The organism is Pedobacter frigoris (assembly GCF_032678645.1).
Lineage (GTDB): Bacteria > Bacteroidota > Bacteroidia > Sphingobacteriales > Sphingobacteriaceae > Pedobacter > Pedobacter frigoris_A.
This window is the reverse complement of the sequence record NZ_JAVTSP010000010.1, coordinates 21,950-46,432: the sequence shown is the minus strand read 5'-3', so window position 1 is coordinate 46,432 and position 24,483 is coordinate 21,950. Positions and strand designations below refer to the sequence as shown.

26 protein-coding genes are annotated in these 24,483 nt (G+C 37.1%); 11 read left to right on the top strand and 15 right to left on the bottom strand.

What is annotated here, in order from left to right:
- The first annotated feature begins 31 nt into the window (after nt 1–31).
- Entirely contained in the window at nt 32–688 is a 657-nt protein-coding gene (locus tag R2Q78_RS21270; RefSeq protein ID WP_316794609.1) for a protein-L-isoaspartate(D-aspartate) O-methyltransferase, read from the top strand.
- Nucleotides 689–690: 2 nt separating this feature from the next.
- On the opposite strand, the gene smpB is transcribed toward R2Q78_RS21270, so the two are convergent.
- From smpB to R2Q78_RS21255, 3 genes are all read right to left on the bottom strand, one after another.
- Nucleotides 691–1,140: an SsrA-binding protein SmpB gene (gene smpB, locus R2Q78_RS21265; protein ID WP_316794608.1), complete on the bottom strand. Its 450-nt coding sequence runs from the start codon at nt 1,138–1,140 to the stop codon at nt 691–693.
- A 22-nt stretch (nt 1,141–1,162) separates the two neighbouring features.
- Nucleotides 1,163–3,040, bottom strand: coding sequence for an Nramp family divalent metal transporter (locus R2Q78_RS21260; protein WP_316794607.1), 1,878 nt, complete (start codon nt 3,038–3,040; stop codon nt 1,163–1,165).
- Nucleotides 3,041–3,146: 106 nt separating this feature from the next.
- Entirely contained in the window at nt 3,147–3,893 is a 747-nt protein-coding gene (locus R2Q78_RS21255; protein ID WP_316794604.1) for a metal-dependent transcriptional regulator, read from the bottom strand.
- Nucleotides 3,894–3,961: 68 nt separating this feature from the next.
- On the opposite strand from R2Q78_RS21255, the gene R2Q78_RS21250 reads away from it, so the two are divergent.
- Nucleotides 3,962–4,432, top strand: coding sequence for an Lrp/AsnC family transcriptional regulator (locus R2Q78_RS21250; protein WP_316794603.1), 471 nt, complete (start codon nt 3,962–3,964; stop codon nt 4,430–4,432).
- On the opposite strand, the gene ung is transcribed toward R2Q78_RS21250, so the two are convergent.
- Together ung and R2Q78_RS21240 are read right to left on the bottom strand one after the other, a co-directional pair.
- The gene (gene ung / locus R2Q78_RS21245) at nt 4,429–5,109 is read right to left on the bottom strand and encodes a uracil-DNA glycosylase (RefSeq protein ID WP_316794602.1); all 681 of its coding nucleotides are present in this window, start codon (nt 5,107–5,109) and stop codon (nt 4,429–4,431) included. The two genes, R2Q78_RS21250 and ung, sit on opposite strands and share 4 nt — an antisense overlap.
- 1 nt (nt 5,110) lies before the next feature.
- Nucleotides 5,111–5,563, bottom strand: coding sequence for a thioredoxin family protein (locus tag R2Q78_RS21240; protein ID WP_316794600.1), 453 nt, complete (start codon nt 5,561–5,563; stop codon nt 5,111–5,113).
- A 127-nt stretch (nt 5,564–5,690) separates the two neighbouring features.
- On the opposite strand from R2Q78_RS21240, the gene R2Q78_RS21235 reads away from it, so the two are divergent.
- The gene (locus R2Q78_RS21235) at nt 5,691–6,230 is read left to right on the top strand and encodes a DUF2892 domain-containing protein (RefSeq protein WP_316794599.1); all 540 of its coding nucleotides are present in this window, start codon (nt 5,691–5,693) and stop codon (nt 6,228–6,230) included.
- A gap of 48 nt (nt 6,231–6,278) precedes the next feature.
- Here R2Q78_RS21235 and R2Q78_RS21230 read toward each other — a convergent pair whose 3' ends face one another.
- From R2Q78_RS21230 to R2Q78_RS21205, 6 genes are all read right to left on the bottom strand, one after another.
- Entirely contained in the window at nt 6,279–6,494 is a 216-nt protein-coding gene (locus R2Q78_RS21230) for a hypothetical protein (protein WP_316794597.1), read from the bottom strand.
- Between the two features lie 85 nt (nt 6,495–6,579).
- Nucleotides 6,580–8,301, bottom strand: coding sequence for a lysine--tRNA ligase (gene lysS / locus R2Q78_RS21225; RefSeq protein ID WP_316794596.1), 1,722 nt, complete (start codon nt 8,299–8,301; stop codon nt 6,580–6,582).
- 78 nt (nt 8,302–8,379) lie between these two features.
- Nucleotides 8,380–10,293: a long-chain fatty acid--CoA ligase gene (locus tag R2Q78_RS21220; protein WP_316794595.1), complete on the bottom strand. Its 1,914-nt coding sequence runs from the start codon at nt 10,291–10,293 to the stop codon at nt 8,380–8,382.
- Between the two features lie 126 nt (nt 10,294–10,419).
- Nucleotides 10,420–10,746, bottom strand: coding sequence for an iron-sulfur cluster assembly accessory protein (locus R2Q78_RS21215; protein ID WP_316794594.1), 327 nt, complete (start codon nt 10,744–10,746; stop codon nt 10,420–10,422).
- Nucleotides 10,747–10,797: 51 nt separating this feature from the next.
- Nucleotides 10,798–11,211: a Fe-S cluster assembly scaffold IscU gene (gene iscU, locus R2Q78_RS21210; protein ID WP_316794593.1), complete on the bottom strand. Its 414-nt coding sequence runs from the start codon at nt 11,209–11,211 to the stop codon at nt 10,798–10,800.
- Nucleotides 11,212–11,272: 61 nt separating this feature from the next.
- Nucleotides 11,273–12,484 carry an IscS subfamily cysteine desulfurase gene (locus R2Q78_RS21205; RefSeq protein WP_316794592.1) on the bottom strand — a complete coding sequence of 404 codons (1,212 nt, stop codon included), beginning with the start codon at nt 12,482–12,484 and terminating at the stop codon, nt 11,273–11,275.
- 125 nt (nt 12,485–12,609) lie between these two features.
- Between R2Q78_RS21205 and mce the strand changes: the two genes are divergently transcribed.
- The 7 genes from mce to R2Q78_RS21170 all read left to right on the top strand — a co-directional run bounded on the left by mce (nt 12,610) and on the right by R2Q78_RS21170 (nt 18,019).
- Nucleotides 12,610–13,011: a methylmalonyl-CoA epimerase gene (gene mce, locus R2Q78_RS21200; RefSeq protein ID WP_316794590.1), complete on the top strand. Its 402-nt coding sequence runs from the start codon at nt 12,610–12,612 to the stop codon at nt 13,009–13,011.
- Nucleotides 13,012–13,144: 133 nt separating this feature from the next.
- A complete protein-coding gene (locus R2Q78_RS21195) occupies nt 13,145–13,393 on the top strand; it encodes a type B 50S ribosomal protein L31 (RefSeq protein ID WP_099437417.1) in 249 nt (82 codons plus the stop codon).
- A 71-nt stretch (nt 13,394–13,464) separates the two neighbouring features.
- On the top strand, nt 13,465–14,640 hold the full coding sequence (locus R2Q78_RS21190) for a putative sugar nucleotidyl transferase (RefSeq protein WP_316794589.1): 1,176 nt from the start codon (nt 13,465–13,467) through the stop codon (nt 14,638–14,640).
- Nucleotides 14,641–14,693: 53 nt separating this feature from the next.
- Nucleotides 14,694–15,455: a triose-phosphate isomerase gene (gene tpiA, locus R2Q78_RS21185; protein ID WP_316794588.1), complete on the top strand. Its 762-nt coding sequence runs from the start codon at nt 14,694–14,696 to the stop codon at nt 15,453–15,455.
- A complete protein-coding gene (gene prmA / locus R2Q78_RS21180) occupies nt 15,456–16,295 on the top strand; it encodes a 50S ribosomal protein L11 methyltransferase (protein WP_316794587.1) in 840 nt (279 codons plus the stop codon).
- A gap of 2 nt (nt 16,296–16,297) precedes the next feature.
- Complete coding sequence (locus tag R2Q78_RS21175; protein ID WP_316794586.1) at nt 16,298–17,656, top strand: UDP-N-acetylmuramate--L-alanine ligase; 1,359 nt, start codon at nt 16,298–16,300, stop codon at nt 17,654–17,656.
- A gap of 33 nt (nt 17,657–17,689) precedes the next feature.
- Complete coding sequence (locus tag R2Q78_RS21170; protein WP_048906616.1) at nt 17,690–18,019, top strand: helix-turn-helix domain-containing protein; 330 nt, start codon at nt 17,690–17,692, stop codon at nt 18,017–18,019.
- 9 nt (nt 18,020–18,028) lie between these two features.
- Here the strand turns inward: R2Q78_RS21170 and R2Q78_RS21165 are convergent, their stop codons facing one another.
- The 4 genes from R2Q78_RS21165 to R2Q78_RS21150 form a co-directional block, all read right to left on the bottom strand.
- On the bottom strand, nt 18,029–19,150 hold the full coding sequence (locus tag R2Q78_RS21165; RefSeq protein WP_316794585.1) for a GNAT family N-acetyltransferase: 1,122 nt from the start codon (nt 19,148–19,150) through the stop codon (nt 18,029–18,031).
- 78 nt (nt 19,151–19,228) lie between these two features.
- A complete protein-coding gene (locus R2Q78_RS21160) occupies nt 19,229–19,360 on the bottom strand; it encodes a hypothetical protein (protein ID WP_316794584.1) in 132 nt (43 codons plus the stop codon).
- A 467-nt stretch (nt 19,361–19,827) separates the two neighbouring features.
- The gene (locus tag R2Q78_RS21155; protein ID WP_316794583.1) at nt 19,828–22,659 is read right to left on the bottom strand and encodes a two-component regulator propeller domain-containing protein; all 2,832 of its coding nucleotides are present in this window, start codon (nt 22,657–22,659) and stop codon (nt 19,828–19,830) included.
- 116 nt (nt 22,660–22,775) lie between these two features.
- Nucleotides 22,776–23,567: a LytTR family DNA-binding domain-containing protein gene (locus tag R2Q78_RS21150; protein ID WP_316794582.1), complete on the bottom strand. Its 792-nt coding sequence runs from the start codon at nt 23,565–23,567 to the stop codon at nt 22,776–22,778.
- Between the two features lie 182 nt (nt 23,568–23,749).
- Here R2Q78_RS21150 and R2Q78_RS21145 point away from each other — a divergent pair, with 182 nt between their 5' ends.
- On the top strand, nt 23,750–24,478 hold the full coding sequence (locus R2Q78_RS21145; protein WP_316794580.1) for a ferritin-like domain-containing protein: 729 nt from the start codon (nt 23,750–23,752) through the stop codon (nt 24,476–24,478).
- The last annotated feature ends 5 nt before the right edge of the window (nt 24,479–24,483 follow it).

Sequence of the window (24,483 nt, the reverse complement as noted above, 5' to 3'; positions counted from 1 at the left end):
TTAAATTTCAAAAGGCTATTTTTGGAACAGTATGGCATACAAATTTGTTGACAATTATAGGGAAAAGGGAGCTAGAAAGAAGTTGGTAGCTCATCTGGAAGCAAGAGGGATTGAAGATAAAAATGTACTCAAAGCAATAGGTAAAGTTCCCCGCCATTTCTTTTTTGATGAAACATTCTGGAACCAGGCCTATAAAGATATCGCCTTTCCGATAGGAGATGGTCAGACCATTTCACAACCCTATACCGTTGCTTATCAAAGTGAATTGCTCCACATTAAAAAAGGTGATAAAGTGTTGGAAATTGGAACGGGTTCGGGTTACCAGACTTGTATTCTGATGGAACTTGGTGCGAATGTTTATACGATAGAACGTCAGGAAAGTATTTACAGACACACGATCAGGGTGCTTCCTGGAATGGGGTATAATGCACATTTCTTTTTTGGTGATGGATCTAAAGGCATTGCTGAACATGCACCTTACCACAAGATCATCGTAACCGCCGGAGCTCCATTTGTGCCGGAAATTTTATTAAAGCAACTTAAAATCGGTGGCATACTGGTGATACCGGTAGGAGATGAGCATTCACAAAAAATGGTCACTGTAATTCGTGTCAGTGAAACTGACTATGAAAGGATCGAGTTGGATACTTTTAGATTTGTACCATTGGTTGGAGATCAGGCCTGGTAGTTTTATACCTTCATGGCCCTGTCCATCTCACGCTTCGATTCTCTGTCTTTAATGCTATCTCTCTTGTCAAATTCTTTTTTACCCTGCGCAAGCGCAATTTCTATTTTTGCAAAACCCCGCTCATTAGTGAAAATTCTAAGGGGCACGATGGTGTAACCTTTTTCCTCACTTTTTACTTTAAGTTTTTTTAGCTCTCTTTTTTGAAGTAGTAATACCCGGTCCCTTTTGATGTCATGGTTGTAAAATGAACTGTGACTATATTCTGAAATATGCAGGTTGCGAACGTACAATATGTTTCCAATGAACATACAAAAAGCATCTGACATATTGGCTTTTCCTTGTCGGATCGCCTTTATTTCAGTACCTAACAACGCAAGTCCGGCATTGTATTTTTCGACAATGTGGTAGTCAAAATAGGCCCTTTTATTTTTAATCTGGATATCGTTTTTCATTCAGGTTGCTAATATCTGAATTTTATCTTACTATAAGTACTGGAATGGAGACTTTATGACGCACTGAATTGACTGTGGTACCTAAAATGAGGTCCTTCAGTCCTTTATGTCCATGTGCTCCCATCACCAGTAATTCTAGATTGGTTTCATTGCTGATGTCTACAATTGCTTTCACTGTACCGCCATAGCCGATGTGGATGGTTGAATGGTAACCAAGTTCGGAAAGGTTAGTCTGGTATTTTTCGAGGTTTTTAGTATCGCTTTGTGTTTCATAATCCATTGCTGAATCGCCATGATACCTTGCAACAGCGGTCTCAACCACATGGATCAAATGATAGTGAGCATCTTTGCCGCCCTGGATGAGGGCGTGTCTGATGGTTGTCCGATCGTTTTCAGAGAAATCAACTGTGATGCCAATTCTGGTGTAGTTTATTTTTTCTATCTCTGAAATGTTCAATGCATTGCCGTGAGGTGCTATATTGTTCTCCTGTATTCTTGATTTTACCATAGGATAGATAAATATGTACAGCAAGAGCATCGCTATGAGTATTGCTAAAGGCACTATAATGGCATACACGTACCACCCGCCTTCTGCTCCCCAATTGGAAATCTCTTCTATTACCAACTTTACATTTAGTGAAACAATTACGATTGAACTTACCCAGGCAAGAACCTGAACCCATGGTTTTATCGCAAAACCTTTCATGGCTTTTTTATCAGAAGTAAAGTGGATTAATGGAATAACCGCAAATCCCAGTTGCAGGCTCAGTACCACCTGGCTCAAAATTAACAAACCGCCAAGTGCTTCATTACCAAACCACAATATGGTGAAAAATGCAGGTATGATGGCCAACAGACGTGTGATTAAACGGCGAAGCCAGGGTTGTATGCGTAACTTTAGATGCCCTTCCATTACAATTTGACCAGCAAGTGTACCTGTTACCGTTGAGCTTTGTCCGGCAGCAATCAGCGCAATAGCGAATAGGGCCGGGGCAACGTTTCCGAAGATGTTTTGTAAAAGCTTATGCGCATCTTGTATCTCTGCCACCTCGTGTAAGCCATTTTTGTAGAATGCTGCAGCTGCCAATATCAGGATGGCCGCATTGACAAAAAAAGCAAGATTTAAAGCAACAGCAGTATCTATAAAATTGAATTTAATCGCTTCTTTTATGCCTTTTGTGTCTCTTTCAAATTTTCTGGTTTGGACCAAAGAGGAATGAAGGTAGAGATTGTGTGGCATAACAGTGGCTCCTATAATTCCAATAGCAATATACAGTGCTTCACCTGAAAGCATAGATGGTTCAAAGCCTTTCGCTATCTCTTTAAGTGAAGGTTCAACGATGAACATTTCAACCAGGAAAGAGACGCCTACAATGAAAACCATAGATACAATAAAAGCTTCCATTTTGCGCATGCCTTTATTCAGGAGGAATAAGAGTAGAACCGTATCAAAAATAGTAACGCTGATGCCCCAGATGAGCGGTAGGCCAAAAAGCAAGTTTAACCCGATGGCCATTCCAATGATTTCTGCAAGGTCACATGCAACTATTGCAGTTTGAGCCAAAGCAAATAAAGGGATATTTACCCATTTCGGATAGGCATTTCTGGAGGCCTGAGCCAGGTCGAGTCCTCTCACAATACCTAGTCGGGCACTTAAAGATTGCAGGAGCAGGGCAATCAGATTGGACATTAACAATATCCAGATCAACTGATATCCAAACTTGCTTCCTCCGGCGATATCCGTTGCCCAGTTTCCAGGATCCATATAGCCTACACTTACGAGATACGCAGGGCCAATAAATGACAGTATTCGCCTCCATCCGGTACGTTTACTCGTGTCTACACTCTGATGTACTTCGCTTAAGGATTCAGTATTCTTTTTTGGTTCGGTCTTTTTCATCCGTATATGTTTGTTTTCAATTGTAATGAAGCTATCAGATTTATGTATGCGAGTTGTGGTTTTAACATCCTGATGGTTTCATATAATAGTTTTTTTGGTTCAAATACTAGGAGGTGGTGTTGTTGGTTGACGTTTTAATGAGTACATGCTTGGCAACTTCTCTGCTGACATTTAGTTTTTTGGACTCAACAAGTAGTTCTACTGATCCGTCAAAATCTATTACATCTATGATTTTTAATGGTTTGCCTAAAGTAAGCCCTAGTTTTTCAAGGTGTTTTAAAAATGGAGAGGAGTGGTCGCTGACCCCCATAATAATCCCTGTCTCTTCTTTTTTTAGTTTGCTTAATTTGACGAATGTTGCGGTATCGAATTTTCCATTTTTATCTGGTATAGGATCCCCGTGAGGATCATTTTTTGGGAAAGAAAGAAACTCGTCCAGACGTTCTATCAATTCAGGAGAGTTAATATGTTCCAGTTCCTCAGCAATATCGTGTACTTCATCCCATTTGAAGTGCAACTTTTCTACGAGAAATACCTCCCAAAGTCTATGTTTTCTAACAATATCAATTGCTAAAGATCGTCCGGATTCAGTGAGTTTTACCCCTTGATATTTTTTGTAATCTATTAATTGTTTATCAGCCAGCTTCTTTATCATATCAGTTACTGAAGCCGCTTTGGTTTGCATTCGTTCTGCTATTGCATTCGTTTGAACGTTCCCTTCATTATTTAATGAAAGATGATAAATGATCTTTAAATAATTCTCTTCTGTAAAGGATTGCATTTCTGTTTGTCTAACTAAAAGTTTAGACAAATCTAAAAAAATAATAGAGAAATAAACTATAAATATTTGCAACTTTTTTAGAATAAAATTTGGTAATTAATGCTTTCTTATTCTACCTTTGGGCTTATTATTTTTTTAAGATGGCAGCAGAACTAGATAAAACGGATTTTAAGATTTTAAAATTACTACAGGAAAATGGTAGGATTACCAATTTACTTTTATCTCAGGAGATAGGCCTTTCGCCGGCTCCGACTTTAGAAAGAGTGAGAAAGCTTGAAATGTCAGGTTATATTAAAAGTTATCACGCTTTAGTTGACGAGGAAAAACTGGGATTAGGAATTAAGACGTTTATACAAGTTCAACTTGATTTTCATAAAAATAATACCATACAGATTTTTCTTGATGAGGTAAACCAGATCAAGGAAGTCACGGAATGCCATCATGTTACCGGTCAGGCAGATTTCCTTTTAAAAGTTTATGTGAATGATATCAAGGCGTATGAACGTTTAATTATGGATAAGATCAGTAAAATTTCCGTAGTTAAAACTTTCCAGACCATGATGATCATGTCGACTACTAAAAAGGAACCTATCGTCCCTCTTGAATATTAATCTTTGATTTGCCAGTCTATTGGCTTTTGACCCTGCTTAATTAAGATTTCGTTGGCCTTAGAAAAATGTTTGCAGCCTAAGAAGCCATTGTAAGCTGAAAAAGGAGAAGGGTGAGCTGCTTTAAGCACAGTATGTTTTGTTTCATCTATGAGCACAGCTTTGTTTTGAGCATATTTACCCCATAAGAGAAATATAAGTCCTTTTCTTTTCTCTGACAATGTACTGATTACTTTATCTGTAAATATTTCCCATCCCTTGCCTTGATGGGAGCCGGCTTCATGTGCTCTGACAGTTAATGTCGCATTTAGAAGCAATACACCTTCATCTGCCCATTTCGTCAGGTTTCCGTGACCGGGAACTTTAAATTCTTCAATATCATCGTTGAGCTCCTTGTATATGTTTTTTAATGAAGGAGGAACTGTCACGCCTTTCTGTACAGAGAAAGAAAGACCATGAGCCTGACCTGGACCATGATATGGGTCCTGACCCAGAATGACCACTTCTACTTTATCAAATGGAGTGTGATTCAGTGCATTAAAAATATCAGGTCCTTTTGGATATATATTTGCTCCATTTTGTTTTTCTTCCAATAAAAAGGATTTCAACTGTTTCATGTAATCTTTTTCAAACTCATCTCCCAGTGCATCCAGCCAGCTTTTTTCTAAGGTTACAGACATATTATTTCTTTTCTAAAATTAGTAACAAATCGTTTTCTAAGCTCGTTTCGGGACTTTCAATTATTCTGCCAAGTTCCTTGTTTTTCTGATAAACGATAAAAGTAGGTACGTTGGTAATGCTAAGATTGTCGATCAAGCCATTCTCTGCTTTTTTTGCGCCGTCTACACAAATAAAAGTAATGTCATCTTCATTTACCTGCAGTACATCCATCAATTTGAGAAATCTCGGAACCTGCAGCTTACTGTCTCCGCACCAGGTACCCAACACAATAGTTGCATTTTTCTCTGTGATCAGTAAGTTTAGCTTAGTGATTATTGCGGATTCCGGCTCGTACAGGGGGTATTCTACATCGTATTGTGCTTTCATCTCTGGAAATAAAATAAGTTCATCCCTGGTGCATTTGTTAATCATTATAGTTTTACCTGTGGAAATATCTTCTATTCTTTTATTCAAATTTTGCGATTTGGCATTCATGGTAAATAACAGTCGAACAGAGTTTCTTTTTTTGTTGAAATTATAATTTTAAATCTGCTTTTTGGTATTTAAACACGATATTTGCAAAAAAAAATTATAAAAGGATATGCCAAATTTCGTTCGTTTGATTATAGGAGGTGTGCTGTTGGGAGCTTCAATAGCTATATTTTTTACCAGTTTTTGGGGTTGGGGCATATTGGGAGTTTTGTTAAGCATATTGGTTTTTGTGACATTTTTCTTTCATGAAAATATGTTGCTGGCACAATGGTTCTTGAGAAAGGACAATATGGCTAAAGCTGAAGTTTATTTAAGAAAGATAACCGATTATGAAAAACAATTGATCCGTGTTCAACATGGTTATTATAATCTGCTAATAGGTCTGATTGAGTCAAGAAAGGCTCCTATGCAATCGGAAAAGTATTTTAAGAAATCTCTTTCTTTGGGATTACATATGGATCACAATATTGCCCTGGCCAAGCTTAGTCTGGCAGGAATTGCGATGGCAAAGAGGAATAAAAGAGAAGCACAGATGTATTTAACAGAAGCAAAAAAAGCTGATAAGAATAAATTGCTGGCTGATCAGATTAAACAGATGAAAGATCAGATGGGAATGATGGATAAACAGCAACAGGTGAGGTACAGATAGTATTAATTTTGATATTAAAAAAGCCATATGCATTAGCATGTGGCTTTTTTATTTTTCACTCAGTCTGTCGAAGTTTTCACTGTTCTCATAATCTGATGACCTGCTGATGATGTCATCATCCATGTATTCTTTCTTTCTGCTGAAAAACTTTTGTTCTGATTGGATCCTGGTAATTAGCTGACGGATCAATGTCAGGTCAAATGCTTCTTTACTCAATTTAATGCAGTATTCGTTCTCTGTTATTTCAAGGCTTGAACTGTTCATAATTTTTAATTTTAATATGCCATAAAAATAAAAAGGCCTGCTAACATTTTTTGTAGCAGGCCTTTAAGCTTTTGTTATTTTTATGTTAAGCGAACCAGGTCATAACATCTTCTTTTGAAGGCATGGTTATTTCTAGTTTCAGCTTCTTGCGCATGCCACCTAAATCATTAAATACTTTATTGGGATTTGCAGCTTTTAGCTCTTCAATTGTATTGATATTCATTTTTCTGATCACCTGAACCCATTCAGCAGGAACACCTGCATTCACGAAATCTTCGTCGCTGGTAACTTTTGCTTTTTTCTCAGGTCTCATCTGAGGGAAGAACAATACCTCCTGAATGGTAGATTGGTTGGTCATCAGCATCACTAATCTATCTATTCCTATTCCCAAACCAGAGGTAGGAGGCATACCATATTCAAGAGCACGTACAAAGTCCTCATCCATTGCCATAGCTTCATCGTCACCTCTTGCAGCCAACGTGAGCTGATCTTCAAAGCGTTCCCGCTGATCGATAGGATCATTCAATTCTGAATAGGCATTGCCGATTTCTTTTCCCATAACGAATAGTTCAAATCTTTCAACTAAACCTTCTTTACTTCTGTGTTTTTTTGCAAGAGGGGTCATTTCCAGAGGGTAATCCGTAATGTAGGTAGGCTGAATTAGGTTAGCTTCAACTTTTTCGCTAAACAGCTCATCAACCAGCTTTCCTTTTCCCATCGTTGAGTCTATTTCAATATTCAAGCTTTTACAAGTTTCTTGTAACTGTTCTTCAGTCATGTCAGAAACATCGATGCCTGTATATTTCTCAATGGATTCATACATGGTCAGTTTTTCGTATGGGCCTTCAAAATTAATCTCATGTTCCCCAACTTTAACAATAGGAGTACCGTGAATAGCAACAGCAATTTTTTCAAGGCATTCTTCTACCATTCCCATCATCCAGATGTAATCCTTATAGGCTACATAGATTTCCATTGAAGTGAATTCTGGATTGTGAGTGCGATCCATGCCTTCATTTCTAAACATTTTGCCAAACTCATATACCCCATCAAAGCCAGCTACAATAAGCCTTTTTAAGTATAATTCATTGGCTATGCGCAGATACAACGGCATATCTAGTGTGTTGTGGTGTGTCGCGAAAGGACGCGCAGCTGCACCACCATGGATTGGTTGCAATATGGGAGTTTCAACTTCCATCCATCCCTGATTGTCAAAGTAATTTCTCATGGTATTGATTACTTTAGACCTGTTGATGAATATCTGTTTGAAACCAGGGTTTACTGTTAAATCTACATAACGCTGTCTGTAGCGCAATTCAGGATCTGTAAATCCATCAAATATATTTCCGTCTTCATCACGTTTTACGATGGGAAGTGGTTTTAAGGATTTGGAAAGGATTTTAAACTCTGTAACATGAATTGATATTTCGCCTGTCTGAGTGGTAAACACATAACCTCTCACGCCAATAAAGTCTCCAAGATCCAATAATTTCTTGAATACAGTGTTGTATAAGGTTTTGTCCTCATCAGGGCAAAGGTCGTCTCTTTTCAGGTATACCTGTATTCTTCCTGTAGAGTCCTGTAATTCAACGAAAGAGGCACTACCCATAATACGACGGGTCATTATCCTTCCAGCTATGCTAATGTTCTTATATGCTGTTTTATCTCTTTCGTAGTTGGCTAAGATGTCCGCTGCATTTGCATTGATTTCAAAAGCTTCGGCAGGATAGGGGTCAATCCCTAATTCACGTAATTGATTAAGTGAATTGCGACGCAATAGTTCTAATTCTGATAGTCCTGTACTCATATTTTGTGATATACGGCATGACCGTATAAGCTAATTGGTATATAAATTTAAAATTTATGCAAAAATAGGTATTTGTTTTTAATCTGCCTCTACAGTTTCTGCATACATTTCATTGATAACTGAGGCATATTTGTTTTCGATCACCTTTCTTTTAGCTTTTAAGGTAGGTGTGATTTCACCTTCCTCCATACTAAAAGGATTACGTTTCACCTTAAAATTCTTTATGCGTTCAAATTTCGCCAGTTCATTGGAATACTTCCTGATGTCCTGTCCGATCCAGTCGATGATCTCCTTTTCTTCAATAAAAAGTTCTGGCTTTTGGAAAAATGATTCAGTCAGGTTAAATGCTTCCTGAAGGTTTTCTTTATTTGGAATTACAATTGCCGTTAGGTATTCTCGTTTATCACCAATTAAAAACAATTGCTCTATTTTGAGGCTTTTCAGATATACATTTTCTACGGGAGTTGGGTATACGTTTTTACCATAAGCATTTACAATCATGTTTTTTAAACGATCTGTTATTTGCAGGTTGCCTTTGTAAAATCTTCCAATATCCCCAGTATGGAACCAGTTGTTTTTATCAATGGCCTCAGCAGTTTCAGCTGGTTTATTGAAATAGCCCTGCATCACGCAGTGTCCACGAACAATAATTTCTCCTTCCGGACATTCAAAATCTTCATTGAAGGATTCATGTGTCTGGATATTGATCATTTCCTTTGTTTCTACATTTTGAATGCCTATTTCAATACCAGGGATTACGCGGCCTACAGTTCCGTAAACCTGCCTGTGATATTCCGTTACGGCCATGACTGGAGAAGTCTCTGTTAGTCCAAAGCCTTCTAGTATTTTAATGCCAAGATTTCCAAAGAATTCACCTACATTTTTTGGCAGGGCAGCGCCACCGGAAATCATGAATTTTAGTCGGCCTCCTGTTTTTTCTTTTATTTTGCTGAATACTAGTTTTTCAGCTATCGCCTTTTTTGCAGATAGGACTATTCCTGGTGCATCGCCTTCAGCCTTCTTTTTTCGATATTCCTGCCCTGTTGCCAAAGCCCAAAGGAAAATCTTCGCTTTCAATCCACCGGCGGAGGTTCCGCTTTTAATGGCTTTATCATGGATTTTTTCCAGTAATCTCGGAACGCAATTCATAACTGTAGGTCTAACTTCACCCATGTTTTTAGCCAGAAGTTCCAGACTTTGCGCAAATGCTATCTTACAGCCCTGGGCACAGCAGACATGGTAGGTCGCAGTGCGTTCGAAAACATGAGACAGGGGCAAAAAAGAAAGGAAAGTTTCCGTTTCATCGATAACAGGTATTTGCTGCAGGCAAACCTTTACATTTTCTACAAAGTTGTAATGCGAAAGCATAGCGCCTTTAGGAGTTCCTGTAGTACCTGAAGTATATATTAAGGAGGACGTATCGGAAGGATTCAGACCTTGACGAATATTTGCTATTTCAGATATTCTTTCGTTACTGAGTTTAGATGCAGAACTGAGAATCTCTTCAAAGCTTATGATCTTTGCATTTAAATCTTCAGGTACAATTACTTTTTTATACTCTGCAAATGCCGGAATGATATAAGAAAGGTTTCTGCAGTTGTCAGCTATTTTAAGTACTTTCTTGTATAAGAAAGTATTGCCGACAAGTATTGCTCTGATACCCGAATCGTTAATGATGTATTCGACTTCATGCTCGGATAATGTTGGGTATATTGATACGTTAATGGCGCCTATTTGCTGTATTCCCTGATCATAATATACGTATTCAGGAGAATTCTCTATCATAAGCCCCATTCGATCTCCTTTTTTTATTCCCCTTTCTAAAAAGAAAGAAGACACAGCATCTGCATTTTCAAGGGTGGTTTTGAATGAAATTTCCTCCCATTCAGTGTTTTTTTTATGTATAAGAAAAGTTTCTTCCGGTTTATGGATGTTTTCTATTACATTTCTGAGTAAACTAGGTACTGTAGAAGACTCGTTAAATGATACCATAATTATGTTTGGTTAGCTCGTGATCACAATTATAAAATAATACACTATAATATACAAGTTACTTTTGCAGAGCTTATATATTAAAAAAGGGCGCCTAAGCGCCCTTTCAAATATAGTGAATGTCTGTTAAACAGAGAAACTTTCGCCACAACCGCATGAACGACTGGCATTTGGATTGTTAAAATTAAAGCCCTTGCCATTTAATCCATCAGTAAAATCAAGTTCAGTTCCTGCTAAATACAAAAACGACTTCATATCTAATGCTATCCTGATGCCTCTGTCTTCAAAAAATTGATCTCCAGTCTTTTCTTCATTATCAAAATCTAGATTATATGATAATCCTGAACAGCCACCGCCTTTAACTGAAACGCGCAAAAAATAGCTGTTATCCAGATGCGAATCATGCATAAGGTTATCAATTTTGCTTTTTGCTTTATCCGTTATTGTGATCATGTTATTTAATTTTTAATATGGTATTAAAACCCACACCATTTTAATTAAATGTTAGTGGTGTGATTTAGCTAATTCAATCGGTTCCATTCCGTTTTTAACGCGGTAGTCATTGATTGCCGATTTAATCGCGTCTTCAGCCAAAACCGAACAGTGAATTTTAACCGGGGGTAAAGCTAATTCTTCTACGATATCCATATTGTCGATAGTCAATGCTTCGTCTACAGTTTTACCTTTTAACCATTCTGTTGCCAGAGATGATGAAGCAATTGCAGAACCACAGCCAAATGTTTTAAATTTAGCATCAGTGATTACATTGTTTTCATTTACCTCAATTTGAAGACGCATTACGTCGCCGCACTCAGGTGCTCCAACCAAACCTGTTCCGACAGATTTGCTGTCTTTATTTAATGTACCAACATTTCTAGGGTTGGTATAGTGTTCCATTACTTTTTCAGAATATGCCATTTCTATTTCTTTTATCCTCTGTAAACAGAGGTGATTTAATGTTTATAACAATTAGTTGGACTTAGTGTTCTGCCCACTCTATTTTACTTAAGTCAATTCCATCTTTAAACATCTCCCAAAGTGGAGAAAGGTCTCTCAGGTGGTTAACTGCTTTTTTTGTATTTTCAATAGCGTAATCAATTTCTTCCTCAGTAGTGAAACGACCTAACCCAAAACGGATAGAAGAATGAGCAAGATCATCAGATAGTCCCAGGTTTTTCAAAACATAAGATGGTTCCAATGAAGCAGAGGTACAAGCCGAACCTGATGATACTGCCAGATCTTTCATTGCCATCATCAGGCCTTCACCTTCAACATATTTAAATGAGATATTTGCCACATGAGGTAAACGATGTTCAACGTTACCATTAACGTAGCTTTCCTCAAGCACAGTAAGCGCACTTTCCAACTTATCTCTCAAGGCTGATAGGCGCTTGGCCTCTTCATCCATTTCAAGACGGCAAAGCTCACACGCTTTACCCAAACCAACAATACCAGGAACATTCAATGTACCTGAACGCATTCCCCGTTCATGGCCTCCGCCATCCATTTGGGCTGTAACTTTTACTCTTGGATTTTTACGGCGAACATATAATACTCCAACGCCCTTAGGTCCATACATCTTATGGGCAGAAAATGCCATTAAATCTATACCATCTGCGTTTACATCTACTGGTATCTTACCTACTGCCTGCGTGGCATCAGTCATGAATAGAGCACCGAATTTATGAGCAATTGCAGCTATTTCTTTAACAGGCTGAACAACCCCGATTTCATTATTGCCATACATGATGGTAACAAGAATCGTTTGTTCAGTCATTGCGGCTTCCAGTTCCTGAAGATCTATCAGTCCGTCTTCTTTTACTTTAAGATAGGTCACTTTTGCACCTTGTTTTTCCAGGTGTTTGCAGGTATCTAATACAGCTTTGTGCTCTGTGGTAGCGGTAATGATGTGGTTACCTTTGTCCTGATACATTTCAAAAACCCCTTTAATACCAAGATTATCAGCCTCTGTTGCTCCTGAAGTAAAAATGATCTCTTTTTCTGTACAGCCGATCAATTTCGCAACTTGCTCGCGGGAATAATCAACAGCTTCTTCGGCTACCCAGCCGAAAGCATGATTGCGGCTCGCAGCATTACCGAATTTATTAGTAAAGTAAGGTAACATCGCTTCTAATACTCTGGGATCCAAAGGTGTAGTAGCATTATTATCTAAGTAAATAGGAAGTTCCATTGTTTTTGTTTATTCTTAATAAGACACAAAGATACGAAAAAAGATTGCCAACAATTATAAATAATACCTATGATGGTATAGTTAAAACTCGCATTTTTACATTTTTCTAACCTTTCATTGTATTTATGAACAAGATAGAACATATAGGTATAGCTGTAAATAGTCTGGATGCATCATGTGAACTTTATGAACGACTGCTCGGTACAGCTTGTTATAAAAAGGAGAATGTCGAATCTGAAGCTGTAAATACGGCATTCTTTAAAACAGGCATTAATAAAATAGAATTGCTGGCAGCTACTTCGACTGATAGTGCAATAGCTAAATTTCTTGATAAGAAAGGAGAGGGAATTCATCACATTGCATTTGATGTAGATGATATAATTCTGGAAATGGAGAGGCTAAGAACTGAAGGTTTTGTTTTATTGAATGAAAAGCCCAAAAAAGGTGCCGATAACAAATTAATCTGCTTTGTTCATCCTAAAAATACAAATGGGGTACTCATCGAATTATGTCAGGAAATAAGATAACAGGGCATTTAGCCTGTTGAACCATTTCTATTTTGAAATCTGTTATAAAAATATCTGATTACTATTTGTTTCTAAAAAATAAATTCCGATATTTGCATCCTTAAAAATAAGCGACAAATAAGTATATAACAATATGAAAAAAGATCTGCATCCATCAAACTATAGATTTGTAGTGTTTAAAGATATGTCTAACGAGTATTCTTTTTTAACAAAATCTTGTGTAGATACTAAAGAGACTATTCAATGGGAAGATGGTAATGAGTACCCTCTATATAAATTAGAGATTTCTCACACTTCTCACCCTTTCTATACTGGTAAAATGAAATTGGTTGATACTGCCGGCCGTATCGATAAATTCAAAACTCGTTACGCTAAGAAGTAATTCTACCAATAATAAAATTATTTTAGAGTCCCGTTGCTGTTGCTTCGGGACTTTTTTTATTTTTGCTGCTTATGATGATCAATTTATTTGATGATAGCGCATGGCAGTCCCTGCGTCCACTTTCTTTCACAAGGCCTGTTGCTGATCTCCGCGTTGGAATTCTGACAATAGCTGAAAAGTGGAAGAAGTATCTAAATGCTGAAGCTGGATTTTTAACAATTGCGTATCTTGCTGAAAAGTATCCTGCCAACAATGGCGCAGAATGGTTTATAAATGGATCAATATGTCCGGATAGAAGTTTAGTTGATGCCATATGCAGTCTGAAAATAGGAGAATCCTTAAAAAAAGGAAATCTCCTGATCGCTTATCGTACAAACACAGGTGAACTTTTAACCCCGGATTCAATTGTTCAGTTTGATGCCAAAAATTACTCAGAAAGTTTTATAAGAATTGAGTTTCCAGAAGATATTTTTAAATTCAATCATATAGAACTCACAAAAGACTTTGAACTGATCACACATGGGCGAATCTCAGCCAATTTGGGCGCTACCAATACTTTTTTAGGTGAAAACTTCTTTGCAGAAGAAGGGGCTATAGCTGAATGCTCAACATTTAACAGTCTTGCAGGGCCCGTTTATCTTGGAAAGAATACAGAAGTTTGGGAAGGTTGCCACATTAGAGGATCTTTTGCTTTATGTCACAATTCTCAGGTAAAGATGGGTGCCAGGATATATGGACAGACAACTGTAGGGCCGTATAGCAAGGTTGCCGGAGAAATGAACAATGTAAATATATGGGGATATTCTTCGAAAGGACATGAGGGCTATCTCGGGAATGCAGTATTGGGGCAATGGTGTAATATTGGAGCAGACAGCAATAATTCTAACCTCAAGAATAACTATTCAGATGTAAAAGTTTGGGAGTATGCTGTCCGGGATTTTCGCAATACAAAATTGCAATTTTGTGGATTGATTATGGCAGACCATGCCAAGTGCGGGATAAATACGATGTTTAATACCGGTACAGTAGTGGGAGTAAGTGCAAACGTATTTGGACCGGGTTTCCCTCCTAACTTTATTCCTGATTTTTCATGGGGGGGACCACATGGATTTGAATCTTATAAATTAGAAAAAATGTTCCAAACGGCTGCCAGGGTTTATGAACGCAGAAATTCGGAATTCAATCAGATAGAAAAAGATATTTTAATAAAGGTTTTTAACGATACAGAAGCCTATAGACATTTTTAAAGGTTCAAAAGCGCCTTAAGTCTTTATTGACCACACACAATAAAATTATAATTATGAGAAAAAAAATAGTAGCCGGAAACTGGAAAATGAATTTAAACTATGCTGAAGGAGTATCCTTGTTTTCAGAAATAGTAAATATGGTGAGAGATGAAAAAAAAGGTGATCAACAGGCCATCATCTGCGCTCCCTTTATACATTTAAATAGCCTCGCGCAATTGGGAGGATCTATCGTAAGTATTGGTGCTCAAAATTGCTATCAAAAAGAAAGTGGAGCTTATACCGGGGAGATCTCAGCAAAAATGATAAAATCAGTAGGTTGCGGATACGTAATCATTGGACATTCAGAAAGACGTCAGTATTTTGCTGAAAGTGACGAGCTGTTGGCAGAGAAAACAGTTATTGCTCTACAGAATGAATTAACACCGATCTTTTGTATTGGTGAAACTCTGGATGAAAGAAATGATGGAAGCTATTTTAAAGTATTAAAATCTCAGCTTCAAAAAGGTGTTTTTGGACTAGATAGTAATGATTTTTCAAAAATAGTGATTGCATACGAGCCTGTATGGGCTATAGGAACGGGTCTTACGGCTACTTCTGAGCAGGCACAGGAAGTTCATGCGTTTATTCGTAAAGAAATCGATGCTAAATATGGGACTGAAATTGCCGAAAATACTACCATCCTTTACGGGGGGAGCTGTAACCCAAAAAATGCTGCAGAATTATTTGCTCAGAAAGATATAGATGGGGGCTTAATTGGCGGTGCATCGCTAAAATCAAGAGACTTCGTTGACATTGTTAAAACATTCAACTCTTAAATGCAATATATTCAGGTTACTTTCCACTTCAATAAAGTTGAAGAATATCAAAAAGATCTACTGATTGACGAACTGGCCAATATTGGTTACAACACATTTGAAGATACTCAGGATGGGTTTTCGGCGTTTGTTGATTTTGATCATTACAGTGAAAGCCAATTAAAAGAGATGCTATTCCAGTTCGAGGGTGAACTGGAATATACGTACACGGTTACTGAAATTGCAGCGGAAAATTGGAATGAGGAATGGGAAAAGAATTTTGAGCCATTAATTATCGACGAACAATGCTATGTTAGGGCTACTTTTCATCAGCCACAACCGCAGTATAAACATGAAATAGTCATCGATCCTAAAATGGCTTTTGGTACCGGACATCATCAAACTACTACGATGATGATGCAATACATTTTGTCGGCCGATATAAGTAACAAAGACATACTTGATATGGGATGCGGTACTGGTATATTGGCGATTCTTGCGGCGAAAAGAGGTGCAAAAAAGCTTGTTGCAATTGATAATGATGAGGTGTGTTATTTAAGTGCAATTGAAAATTCTGCTTTAAACAGCATTGAAAATATTGAAGCAATTTGCGGCGGAAAAGAGGTAATACCTAATGCAGCCTTTGATACCATACTTGCAAATATCAACAGAAATATTTTGCTCGATCAGATCTCCACTTACTCCAATGTATTAAATTCAGGTGGAAGTATTTATTTTAGCGGTTTTTATGAATCTCCAGATCTGGATATGATCACTGAGGAATGTCAAAAGTTCGGAATTCATTATATAGATCATAAAAAGATTGGCGAGTGGGTTGCTGCTCATTTTAAAAAGGATTAATTATGCGTATACATTTTATCGCTATTGGTGGTAGTGCCATGCACAACCTGGCAATTGCTTTACATAAAAAAGGATATCAGGTTACAGGATCTGATGATGTGATCTTTGAACCGTCAAGCAGTAGACTGGCAAAGCATGGAATCCTTCCTGCACAAATGGGCTGGAATGAGAATAACATTACTGCTGATCTTGACGCTGTGATATTGGGTATGCATGCGCTTAAAGATAATCCGGAGTTACTCAAAGCACAGGAGTTGGGTGTTAAGATCTATTCCTACCCGGAGTATATCTATGAACAAACAAAAGATAAGCTTAGGGTTGTGATAGGAGGTAGCCATGGCAAAACAACTATCACTTCAATGATCCTGCATGTCCTTAATTATTGCAATAAAGATTTTGATTATCTGGTAGGGGCTCAGCTGTCTGGTTTTGATACGATGGTGAAAGTAACAGATTCGGCACCTGTAATTATTATCGAGGGTGATGAATATCTGGCGTCTCCTATAGACCGCAGACCGAAGTTTCATTTATATAAAGCCAATATAGCAGTAATCAGTGGTATCGCCTGGGACCATATCAATGTATTTCCAACTTATCAGGACTATACCAGTCAGTTTGAGATATTTATAGATACGATCCAGGCTGACGGAACCCTGATTTACTGCAGCGCTGATAAAGATTTGAATTCAATTGTTCAACAATCCAGTGCTCAAATAAAAAAAATAGGGTATGAAATTCCGCAACATGAGGTAAACAAGGGCATAACTTATTTGTTGCCAGACAGAACTGAATTGAAAGTGTTTGGTGATCATAATTTAATGAATCTAAATGCTGCAAGGTTAGTTTGTAATGAATTAGGGATCGAAAATGACACATTTAATCTCGCTATCTCTTCATTTACAGGTGCTGCAAAACGATTAGAGCTGCTAAATTCTTCTGGGGAAACAAACGTTTATAAGGATTTTGCTCACTCTCCATCAAAGCTAAAGGCTACAATAGATGCTGTGAAAGCGCAATTTACTACAAGAAAACTAGTTGCATGTATAGAGTTACATACATTTAGCAGCCTGAATAAAAACTTTTTGGTGCAATATGCCGATACTATGAACAAGGCAGATGTGGCAATTGTTTACATAGATGAGAAAACTTTTGTGCATAAGAAACTTAAGCCATTTACGAAATATGATGTTCAAGCGGCGTTTAACAAGGATGACTTGCATTTTTTTAACAATTCAGAGTTGCTACAAGCTTACTTATTAGACATAAATTTTTACCAAACGAACCTGTTGTTGATGAGTTCTGGAAACTTTGGCGGATTAGACCTTACGAAATTGGCACGTGAGTTGAATATACTATCTTAAAAAGAACAAGAATAACAAACCTAAATTTACGACATGAATATCATTGGTAAAAACATTAGACAATTACGCCAAAAGAATGGCTGGAGCCAGGGGGAAGTTGCTAAACGTTTAAATATTTCAATTCCTGCATTTTCAAAAATAGAAACTGGTATTACCGATATAAACATATCTAGATTGGCGCAGATCGCTAATTTGTTTGAAGTATCTACCATGGACATTATTTCTAAGGAAGGGGAGAACCCACAGTCGCTTAATTTTGAAGAAATCAATAGCTTAAAGGATAAACTGTCTCAAAGGGAAGAAGAAATTATTAAACTTCAAAAAAAGGTCATTGATCTTTACGAAGAAATCCGCGAGAAATAAGCTCTTAATCTAAGAGAATATTTTACGCAACGTCAGGTGCCGCTTTCCAAAAGTGGCACCTGTTGCTTGGTGGATAGCCAACATCTTATCGTTGAAATCACCCACCCAGGAAAGCTCCAGTTCGTCATATTGATTCAAGGGCAAAACATATTCCTTCAACTTTATAAATAATGCTGATTCTAAGCCGTGTTTTTGATAAGCCTGTTTAGTCCCCATGACTATGGCCCGCATTCTATTAACACCAACCCATCGTTTGTATACAAACTTTAATTTTTCTATTAAACCTAGTTTTCCATTAAAATCTTTAATCATTTGATTTGCATCGGGAATAATCACCACAAATGAAGCCGGTTCCCCATTCACATATGCAAACCAAATCAGTTTTTCATCCATTATAGTTTCCATTTTTTTGAAACTCTCCAGTAGTGTATCTTTCTTAATGGGTACGAAATTTTCAAAATCCTGCCAGCCATCATTGTAAATTTCCATAAGATCACTAACATACTTTTCTGCATTTTTCTTAGAGAAATGTTCAAAGGTATAACCTGCTTTACCGGCTACCCAATTTGCAATCTTGGTAAAACGTTCAGGAAATGGCTTTCTTACGGCCAAATGATTTGTGATCTGCTCATACTCCTTCTCAAATCCATAATTTTTAAAGAAATCATAATAATACTCAGGATTGTAATTCATTCCATAGGATGGGGGGATAAAGCCTTCTATCAGCAAACCCCAAAATGAATCATTTTCACCAAAATTAATAGGGCCATCCATTGCTTTCATACCTCTTTCCTTTAGCCATGACTGTGCAGTATCAAATAGCATATTCGCCGCCTCCTCACTATTGATGCATTCAAAGAAACCCATTCCTCCGGTGGGCTGCTCGTAGTTATAGGCTTTTTTATCATTGATAAATGCCGCTACCCGACCAATCGTTTGTCCCTGGTTGTTCTTTAAAATCCAGCGTGTACACTTACCATGATTAAAAAAAGGATTCTTCGCCTCATTAAAAACGAGTTCTACATCCTGATCAAGAGGGCAAATCCAATTCTCATCATCTTTATATATGAAACGGGCAACATTTAAAAAGTCTTTTCGGGTTTGTTTATCAGATACAGGTACTATAGTCATGCTTTTCTTAAATAAGGGAAGGAGTCAAAATAAAAAGCATCCCATAGGGATGCTCTTAATCATTTATGTTTTAACTAATTAATAATCGTCGTCATCATCATCAGAGTTGAAATTATCAAAAGTATCAAGATCGTCTAATGGCATGTCGAAGTCATCATCGTCATCATCGAATTTCTTCTTTTTACTAACTTCTTCATGTGAATCTTCCATCTCTGTTTCAGGATCAACTAATGGACTTTTCTTAATTGGTTTCTTTGGAGTTTTCATTACAAATAATATAATTCCCTAGGGTTCTTTATTTATGAATTAAATTTACAAAAAATCTTTTTAAATAGAAACAACGCTCTTTTTTTTGTTTTTTGCTAGTCCAAAAATAATACAAAAAACACTTTTAAGAAAGGGTAAAACATAAAATATTGACTTTTTTTTAGAATTAAAAAAAGTCCGGACCAGAACAAAAAAAAATGGTAAAGCTATGAACTTTACCATTTTTTAACACACAAATGAAACCTGAATTGAGATATAGTTTTAGGTTAGGTAAAATATCTTTGATCAATTCTATAAGAACGCTTTTTACAAACTCTGTTTGTTTTAATATCTATAACAAGTTTAATGCAAATTTAAACACCATTCTTTAATACTTAGTAAGTGGTATGAAAAATTGAGTAAACGGTATTTTAATGATTTAAAGGAATTGAAATGGAGACAAATGTGCCTGATTTTCCATTTTGCCTGATCTGCATCTGTATCGGATTTGCTTCAACCTGATTTAGCAGATTGATCCTTTCTTTAGTCAGGTCCATGCCTTTACTTACATGCTCGCCTTTTTTGTCTCTCAGAGAGTTTTCTATCCCGATGCCATCATCTATGATATTGATCAGCAAATGGTCATTTCCGACGAGATTGATTTGGATGTCTATTTTCCCTCCCTCTTCTTTGGGCATTATGCCATGCCATATGGCATTTTCAATGTATGGCTGCAATAGCATAGAAGGTATCATCGTTTCTTCTTTATCAATTTCAGGATTTACATTTATTGCGTAATTGAATTTTTCACCAAACCTTTTCTTTTCCAGACTGAGGTATAATTCAAGGTATTCAAGCTCTTCTTCCAGCGTAATGAAACTTTGCGTACATATGTCCAGATTTTTTCTGATCAGTTTTGCAAAACCAGTTAATATTTTATTTGCAGAGGCGGTGTCTTTAGTATTTATATAGTGCTGAATAGAATTCATCACATTGAATACAAAGTGGGGATTCATCATGGCCTGCAGTGCCCGTTGCTCCAGCATAAGTATTTTGTTCTTCAACAGTAACTGTTCCTGTTCTTTATTCTTTTGCCTTCTGGTCACTACTACTGCAATCTTGTAAAACACAAATCCAGCAATAATGAATATAAGTCCTAAAAACCATAATGTTTGCCAAAAATGTTCTTCTAAAACAAATTTGACCAATGTTGCTTTTCCCCATTCACTATCATTATACTTCGCGCTCAGTTCAAAAACATATTCACCCGGCTCTAAGGAAGAAAATTCAAGTCTCCTGTTTTTTGTTTCCGTCCAGTTGGCATCAGATTTTAATCTGTACCTATATGTAATGTTCTTGTTCTGAAAGTCTATCGCACTGTAATAAAATGTAATGTTGTTGTTTGAGGGATCGAGAATGTGTTTTGACCCATTTAAACTAAGTTTAACTTTATTGTTTACTATAGATGATATCAGCACCACAGGCAGTTCATGTGCTGCTTTAGAGTTATTTACAGGGAAGTAAACCAGGCCATTATTCGTAGCAAAATAGGCATAGTCAGCATCGATGTACAAACTGTTTACATCATCTTTTAATAGCGCATTGGTATATTCAAAAGTCTCAACTATAGCATTTTTATCAACTAATGAAACTTTATTAATCCCATTATTGGTAATTACCCATACAGCATTGTCTTTTACAAAGAGTTTCTTACATATGTTGTCCGCAAGCCCATCACGTTGTGTGATTACTTTAATGATCTTTCGGTTTTTTATAAACAGAATCCCATATCCATCTGTAGCTAAAATGATCGTTCCGTCATTGAGTTCCTTTATATCATTGATCCTCCTGGTAAGCAAAGGACTTTTCTTATAGTAACTATATAAGGTGTTGTTTGAAAGCTCTGAAAGTCCGTTTATAGTAGAAAACCAAAGATGCTCATCTTTGTCGTAAAATGTGCAATAAGATCTGTTGTTAAAAATATCTGCACCTTCTTTCAGATAAAGTGAACTGAATTCAAATTTGTTGATCCGGTCGTTTAAAATAACCACACCTGAGGATAAAGCCATGGCCAGACTTTTATTTTTGGCCAGACTAAAACTCTTGATCACAAATATCAGATCATTCGATTCTCTTAAATAATCTATTTGATTCACAGCTCGATGGATATTGTTTAATCTCCCTAAGCCATAATCTGATGCAAAATAAACCGCATGATTGACGCTGTCAAAGCTGAGCTGTTTGATCACATTATATTTTTTTTTATCTGGCAATGTGATTTTAACCACATCATTCTTTTTCAGGTCAAGGATATTGATGTTTGCTTCATCAAAACCCAGCCAGAACCTGTCTTTGTCATCTTTAATTAAGCTTTTTATGACGTCACTTGTCAGTCCGTCTGTTTTATTGATGACGTAAAGCCGTTCGCTCTTTTTGGGCAACATGTATATCCCATTGTTTGTGGTAAACCACATATTTCCCTTCATGTCTTGTATTACCTGGCTGGTAAACATGTTGTTTAGGTAATGGATCTTTTTGCCGTCGGATTGGATATGATAGATGCCGGATGAAGTACTCAACCAAACATTTTTCGATCTATCCATGTAAAAATATCCAAGTTCACTATTCAAAAGTGATTGATCTATAGGATATTCAAAATGATCATTATTGTTTTTCTTTGTTACCAATCCGTTTTTATTGATATACGCCAGTAAATGATCGGAGGTGCTCAAAATTGTCTTGTAGGATATCGGCAGATCAGCTTGTTCTACAACGTCGAAGTCAGATCCATTGAATATCCTGACACTACCTGTACTGTATGCCCATATTTTGCCGTCAGCATCTTCATGTATGAAAGTGTTGAAAAACTGACGGTTAACATTCGCTGAGATGTATTTCATTATGGTTTTTCCATCCCACATGACCAATATGTTTTTATTGGTGCCAAACCATATTCTACCTTTTGTATCCTGGTAGAACGAAACAATAACTGCATTGAAATTCAGTAATTTAAGCAGTTGGTCGTTGCTGTCATTGTATATTTTTCCATTAAGAAAATAGCTCAGTTGTCCGTTCAGAGATAAAAACCAGATTCTTCCTGTATTGTCTTCTCTCAACTGTAAGATCTGATTGTCGGGCAATCCATCATCTACTGAAAAATTTTCAAATACCTTTCCATCAAACCTGCTTACACCCGCATCTGTTGCCACCCATATATAGCCCCTGGAATCCTGCAATGTATAAAAGCAATTGTTGCTGGGCAAACCATTTTTTGTATTGAAATGCTGTATGTACGTACTTTGCGGGTAACAGCAAGTACTAAAGAATAAAGCAATAACAAAGGTTAAAAGCCCGGGTAATAATTTATTTAAAACAGTTGTCAATTTGAGGTAGCTTTATCACTGTCAAAACTGGTGTATGCTCTTACTTTATCTGCAAAATCACTGGCACGCCTTCTTGAAACAGCTAATTTACCACCATTTTTCAATATTACCTCTAATCCATTTTTTGAATTGTATTCTTTGAGGTAATTCAGGTTAACTATACTCGATTTATGGATCCTTACAAACTGATTATCCGGCAAAATCTCTTCATATTCCTTTAAGACCTTTGATACGGTGATCTTATCGCCGTTTGCCAGATAAAAAATCGAGTAATTGCTATCTGCTTCTATGTGAATGATGTCGTCAATGCTCACCAGACTATAACCCTGCCCATTTGGTAGACTGATTTTTCTGATCTCATTACGCTCATTAAGGCTTGCAGAAAGGTTTTGTAAACTTTCACTTCTGTTTTCACCATTCTTACTCATGGAGATATATTTCGAAGCTTTATTTACAGCTTCCTTTAGTTCGTCGATATCAATAGGTTTTAGCAAATAATCCAGGGCATTGGCTTTAATTGCCTTTAAAGCATATTGGTCATACGCGGTGGTAAAGATAATGTGGGCTTTACTTTGCTGAACCTGAGGGATCAGCTCAAAACCATTTTCACCTGGCATCGCAATATCCAGAAAAACCAGATCTATCGCATTTTGCGTCAAGAGATTGCGTGCTTCAGCAACAGACTTTGCTATTCCTGAGACATTGATGTCCTCACAATTCTCCTGCAATAAGAAATATAATGAAGAGCGGGCAAACTCTTCATCGTCTACAATAATGGCATTCAGCACGGTCCATGGGTTTTTATTATGGTGAATTTATTAAAAAAATGAAGGATAGAAGAATATTTTTTCCAAATGCTAAAACCAAACCTTTTTTTCTTTCGTACATAAGCCCAAAGACCCTTAAAACTTAAAAATAATGAAAGCTGCAAAGCAGGCTTCATGACATTTAAAACTTAAAACTAATAATTATGAAAAACTTACAAGAACCAAAAACGCAGGAGGTGCTGCCAGAAAGTGGTAACGTTTTTACTGCACCTTTACAGCGTCGTTCCTTCCTGCAATTTGCAGGGGCAAGTGCAGCAGCCGTTGCTTTAGTGGCAGCAGGATGCAGAAAAGATAGACCCAACATGCCGATGTCTACCGGCGTGACACTGGATTTTAAAAACGACTTCGGTGTATTGAATTATGCATATGCTTTGGAGCAATTGGAAGCTGCATTTTATATACAGGTTGCTTCTGCACCACCATCGGGCTTTAGCGCAAATGAAAAAGCTTATTTTCAGGATATACAGTTCCATGAAATTGCGCACAGAGAATATTTTAAGAAAGCTTTGAGTACTGCCGCTATCAGTAGTTTGGAAGTTGATTTTTCGAGTATCGATTTTACCAGCAGGACAAGTGTTCTTGGGGCTGCAATGGCATTTGAGGATTTAGGTGTTGCGGCTTACAATGGTGTAGGTGTACGTCTGACGGATGTTAACTTTTTGCTTGCTGCCGGAAAGATTGTTTCTGTTGAGGCTCGTCATGCTTCATACGTCCGTGATCTTGTTTCTTATGGAAGTTTCGCAGATTTAAACTCATTAGGCCCACTTGGTGCAAAAAATGCCGATGGTTTAGATGCTGCTTTAACACCTGATAAGGTTTTACCTATTGCAGGCAAATATGTGAAAACCAAAATTAACGTGATTAACCTATAACCTTA

Excerpts from the sequence above, each read along its gene's own strand:
- R2Q78_RS21270 (WP_316794609.1), top strand. The coding sequence starts at position 32 with ATGGCATACAAATTTGTTGACAATTATAGGGAAAAGGGAGCTAGAAAG.
- smpB (WP_316794608.1), bottom strand. The coding sequence starts at position 1,140 with ATGAAAAACGATATCCAGATTAAAAATAAAAGGGCCTATTTTGACTAC.
- R2Q78_RS21260 (WP_316794607.1), bottom strand. The coding sequence starts at position 3,040 with ATGAAAAAGACCGAACCAAAAAAGAATACTGAATCCTTAAGCGAAGTA.
- R2Q78_RS21250 (WP_316794603.1), top strand. The coding sequence starts at position 3,962 with ATGGCAGCAGAACTAGATAAAACGGATTTTAAGATTTTAAAATTACTA.
- ung (WP_316794602.1), bottom strand. The coding sequence starts at position 5,109 with ATGTCTGTAACCTTAGAAAAAAGCTGGCTGGATGCACTGGGAGATGAG.
- R2Q78_RS21235 (WP_316794599.1), top strand. The coding sequence starts at position 5,691 with ATGCCAAATTTCGTTCGTTTGATTATAGGAGGTGTGCTGTTGGGAGCT.
- R2Q78_RS21230 (WP_316794597.1), bottom strand. The coding sequence starts at position 6,494 with ATGAACAGTTCAAGCCTTGAAATAACAGAGAACGAATACTGCATTAAA.
- lysS (WP_316794596.1), bottom strand. The coding sequence starts at position 8,301 with ATGAGTACAGGACTATCAGAATTAGAACTATTGCGTCGCAATTCACTT.
- R2Q78_RS21220 (WP_316794595.1), bottom strand. The coding sequence starts at position 10,293 with ATGGTATCATTTAACGAGTCTTCTACAGTACCTAGTTTACTCAGAAAT.
- R2Q78_RS21215 (WP_316794594.1), bottom strand. The coding sequence starts at position 10,746 with ATGATCACAATAACGGATAAAGCAAAAAGCAAAATTGATAACCTTATG.
- iscU (WP_316794593.1), bottom strand. The coding sequence starts at position 11,211 with ATGGCATATTCTGAAAAAGTAATGGAACACTATACCAACCCTAGAAAT.
- R2Q78_RS21205 (WP_316794592.1), bottom strand. The coding sequence starts at position 12,484 with ATGGAACTTCCTATTTACTTAGATAATAATGCTACTACACCTTTGGAT.
- mce (WP_316794590.1), top strand. The coding sequence starts at position 12,610 with ATGAACAAGATAGAACATATAGGTATAGCTGTAAATAGTCTGGATGCA.
- R2Q78_RS21195 (WP_099437417.1), top strand. The coding sequence starts at position 13,145 with ATGAAAAAAGATCTGCATCCATCAAACTATAGATTTGTAGTGTTTAAA.
- R2Q78_RS21190 (WP_316794589.1), top strand. The coding sequence starts at position 13,465 with ATGATGATCAATTTATTTGATGATAGCGCATGGCAGTCCCTGCGTCCA.
- tpiA (WP_316794588.1), top strand. The coding sequence starts at position 14,694 with ATGAGAAAAAAAATAGTAGCCGGAAACTGGAAAATGAATTTAAACTAT.
- prmA (WP_316794587.1), top strand. The coding sequence starts at position 15,456 with ATGCAATATATTCAGGTTACTTTCCACTTCAATAAAGTTGAAGAATAT.
- R2Q78_RS21175 (WP_316794586.1), top strand. The coding sequence starts at position 16,298 with ATGCGTATACATTTTATCGCTATTGGTGGTAGTGCCATGCACAACCTG.
- R2Q78_RS21170 (WP_048906616.1), top strand. The coding sequence starts at position 17,690 with ATGAATATCATTGGTAAAAACATTAGACAATTACGCCAAAAGAATGGC.
- R2Q78_RS21165 (WP_316794585.1), bottom strand. The coding sequence starts at position 19,150 with ATGACTATAGTACCTGTATCTGATAAACAAACCCGAAAAGACTTTTTA.
- R2Q78_RS21160 (WP_316794584.1), bottom strand. The coding sequence starts at position 19,360 with ATGGAAGATTCACATGAAGAAGTTAGTAAAAAGAAGAAATTCGATGAT.
- R2Q78_RS21145 (WP_316794580.1), top strand. The coding sequence starts at position 23,750 with ATGAAAAACTTACAAGAACCAAAAACGCAGGAGGTGCTGCCAGAAAGT.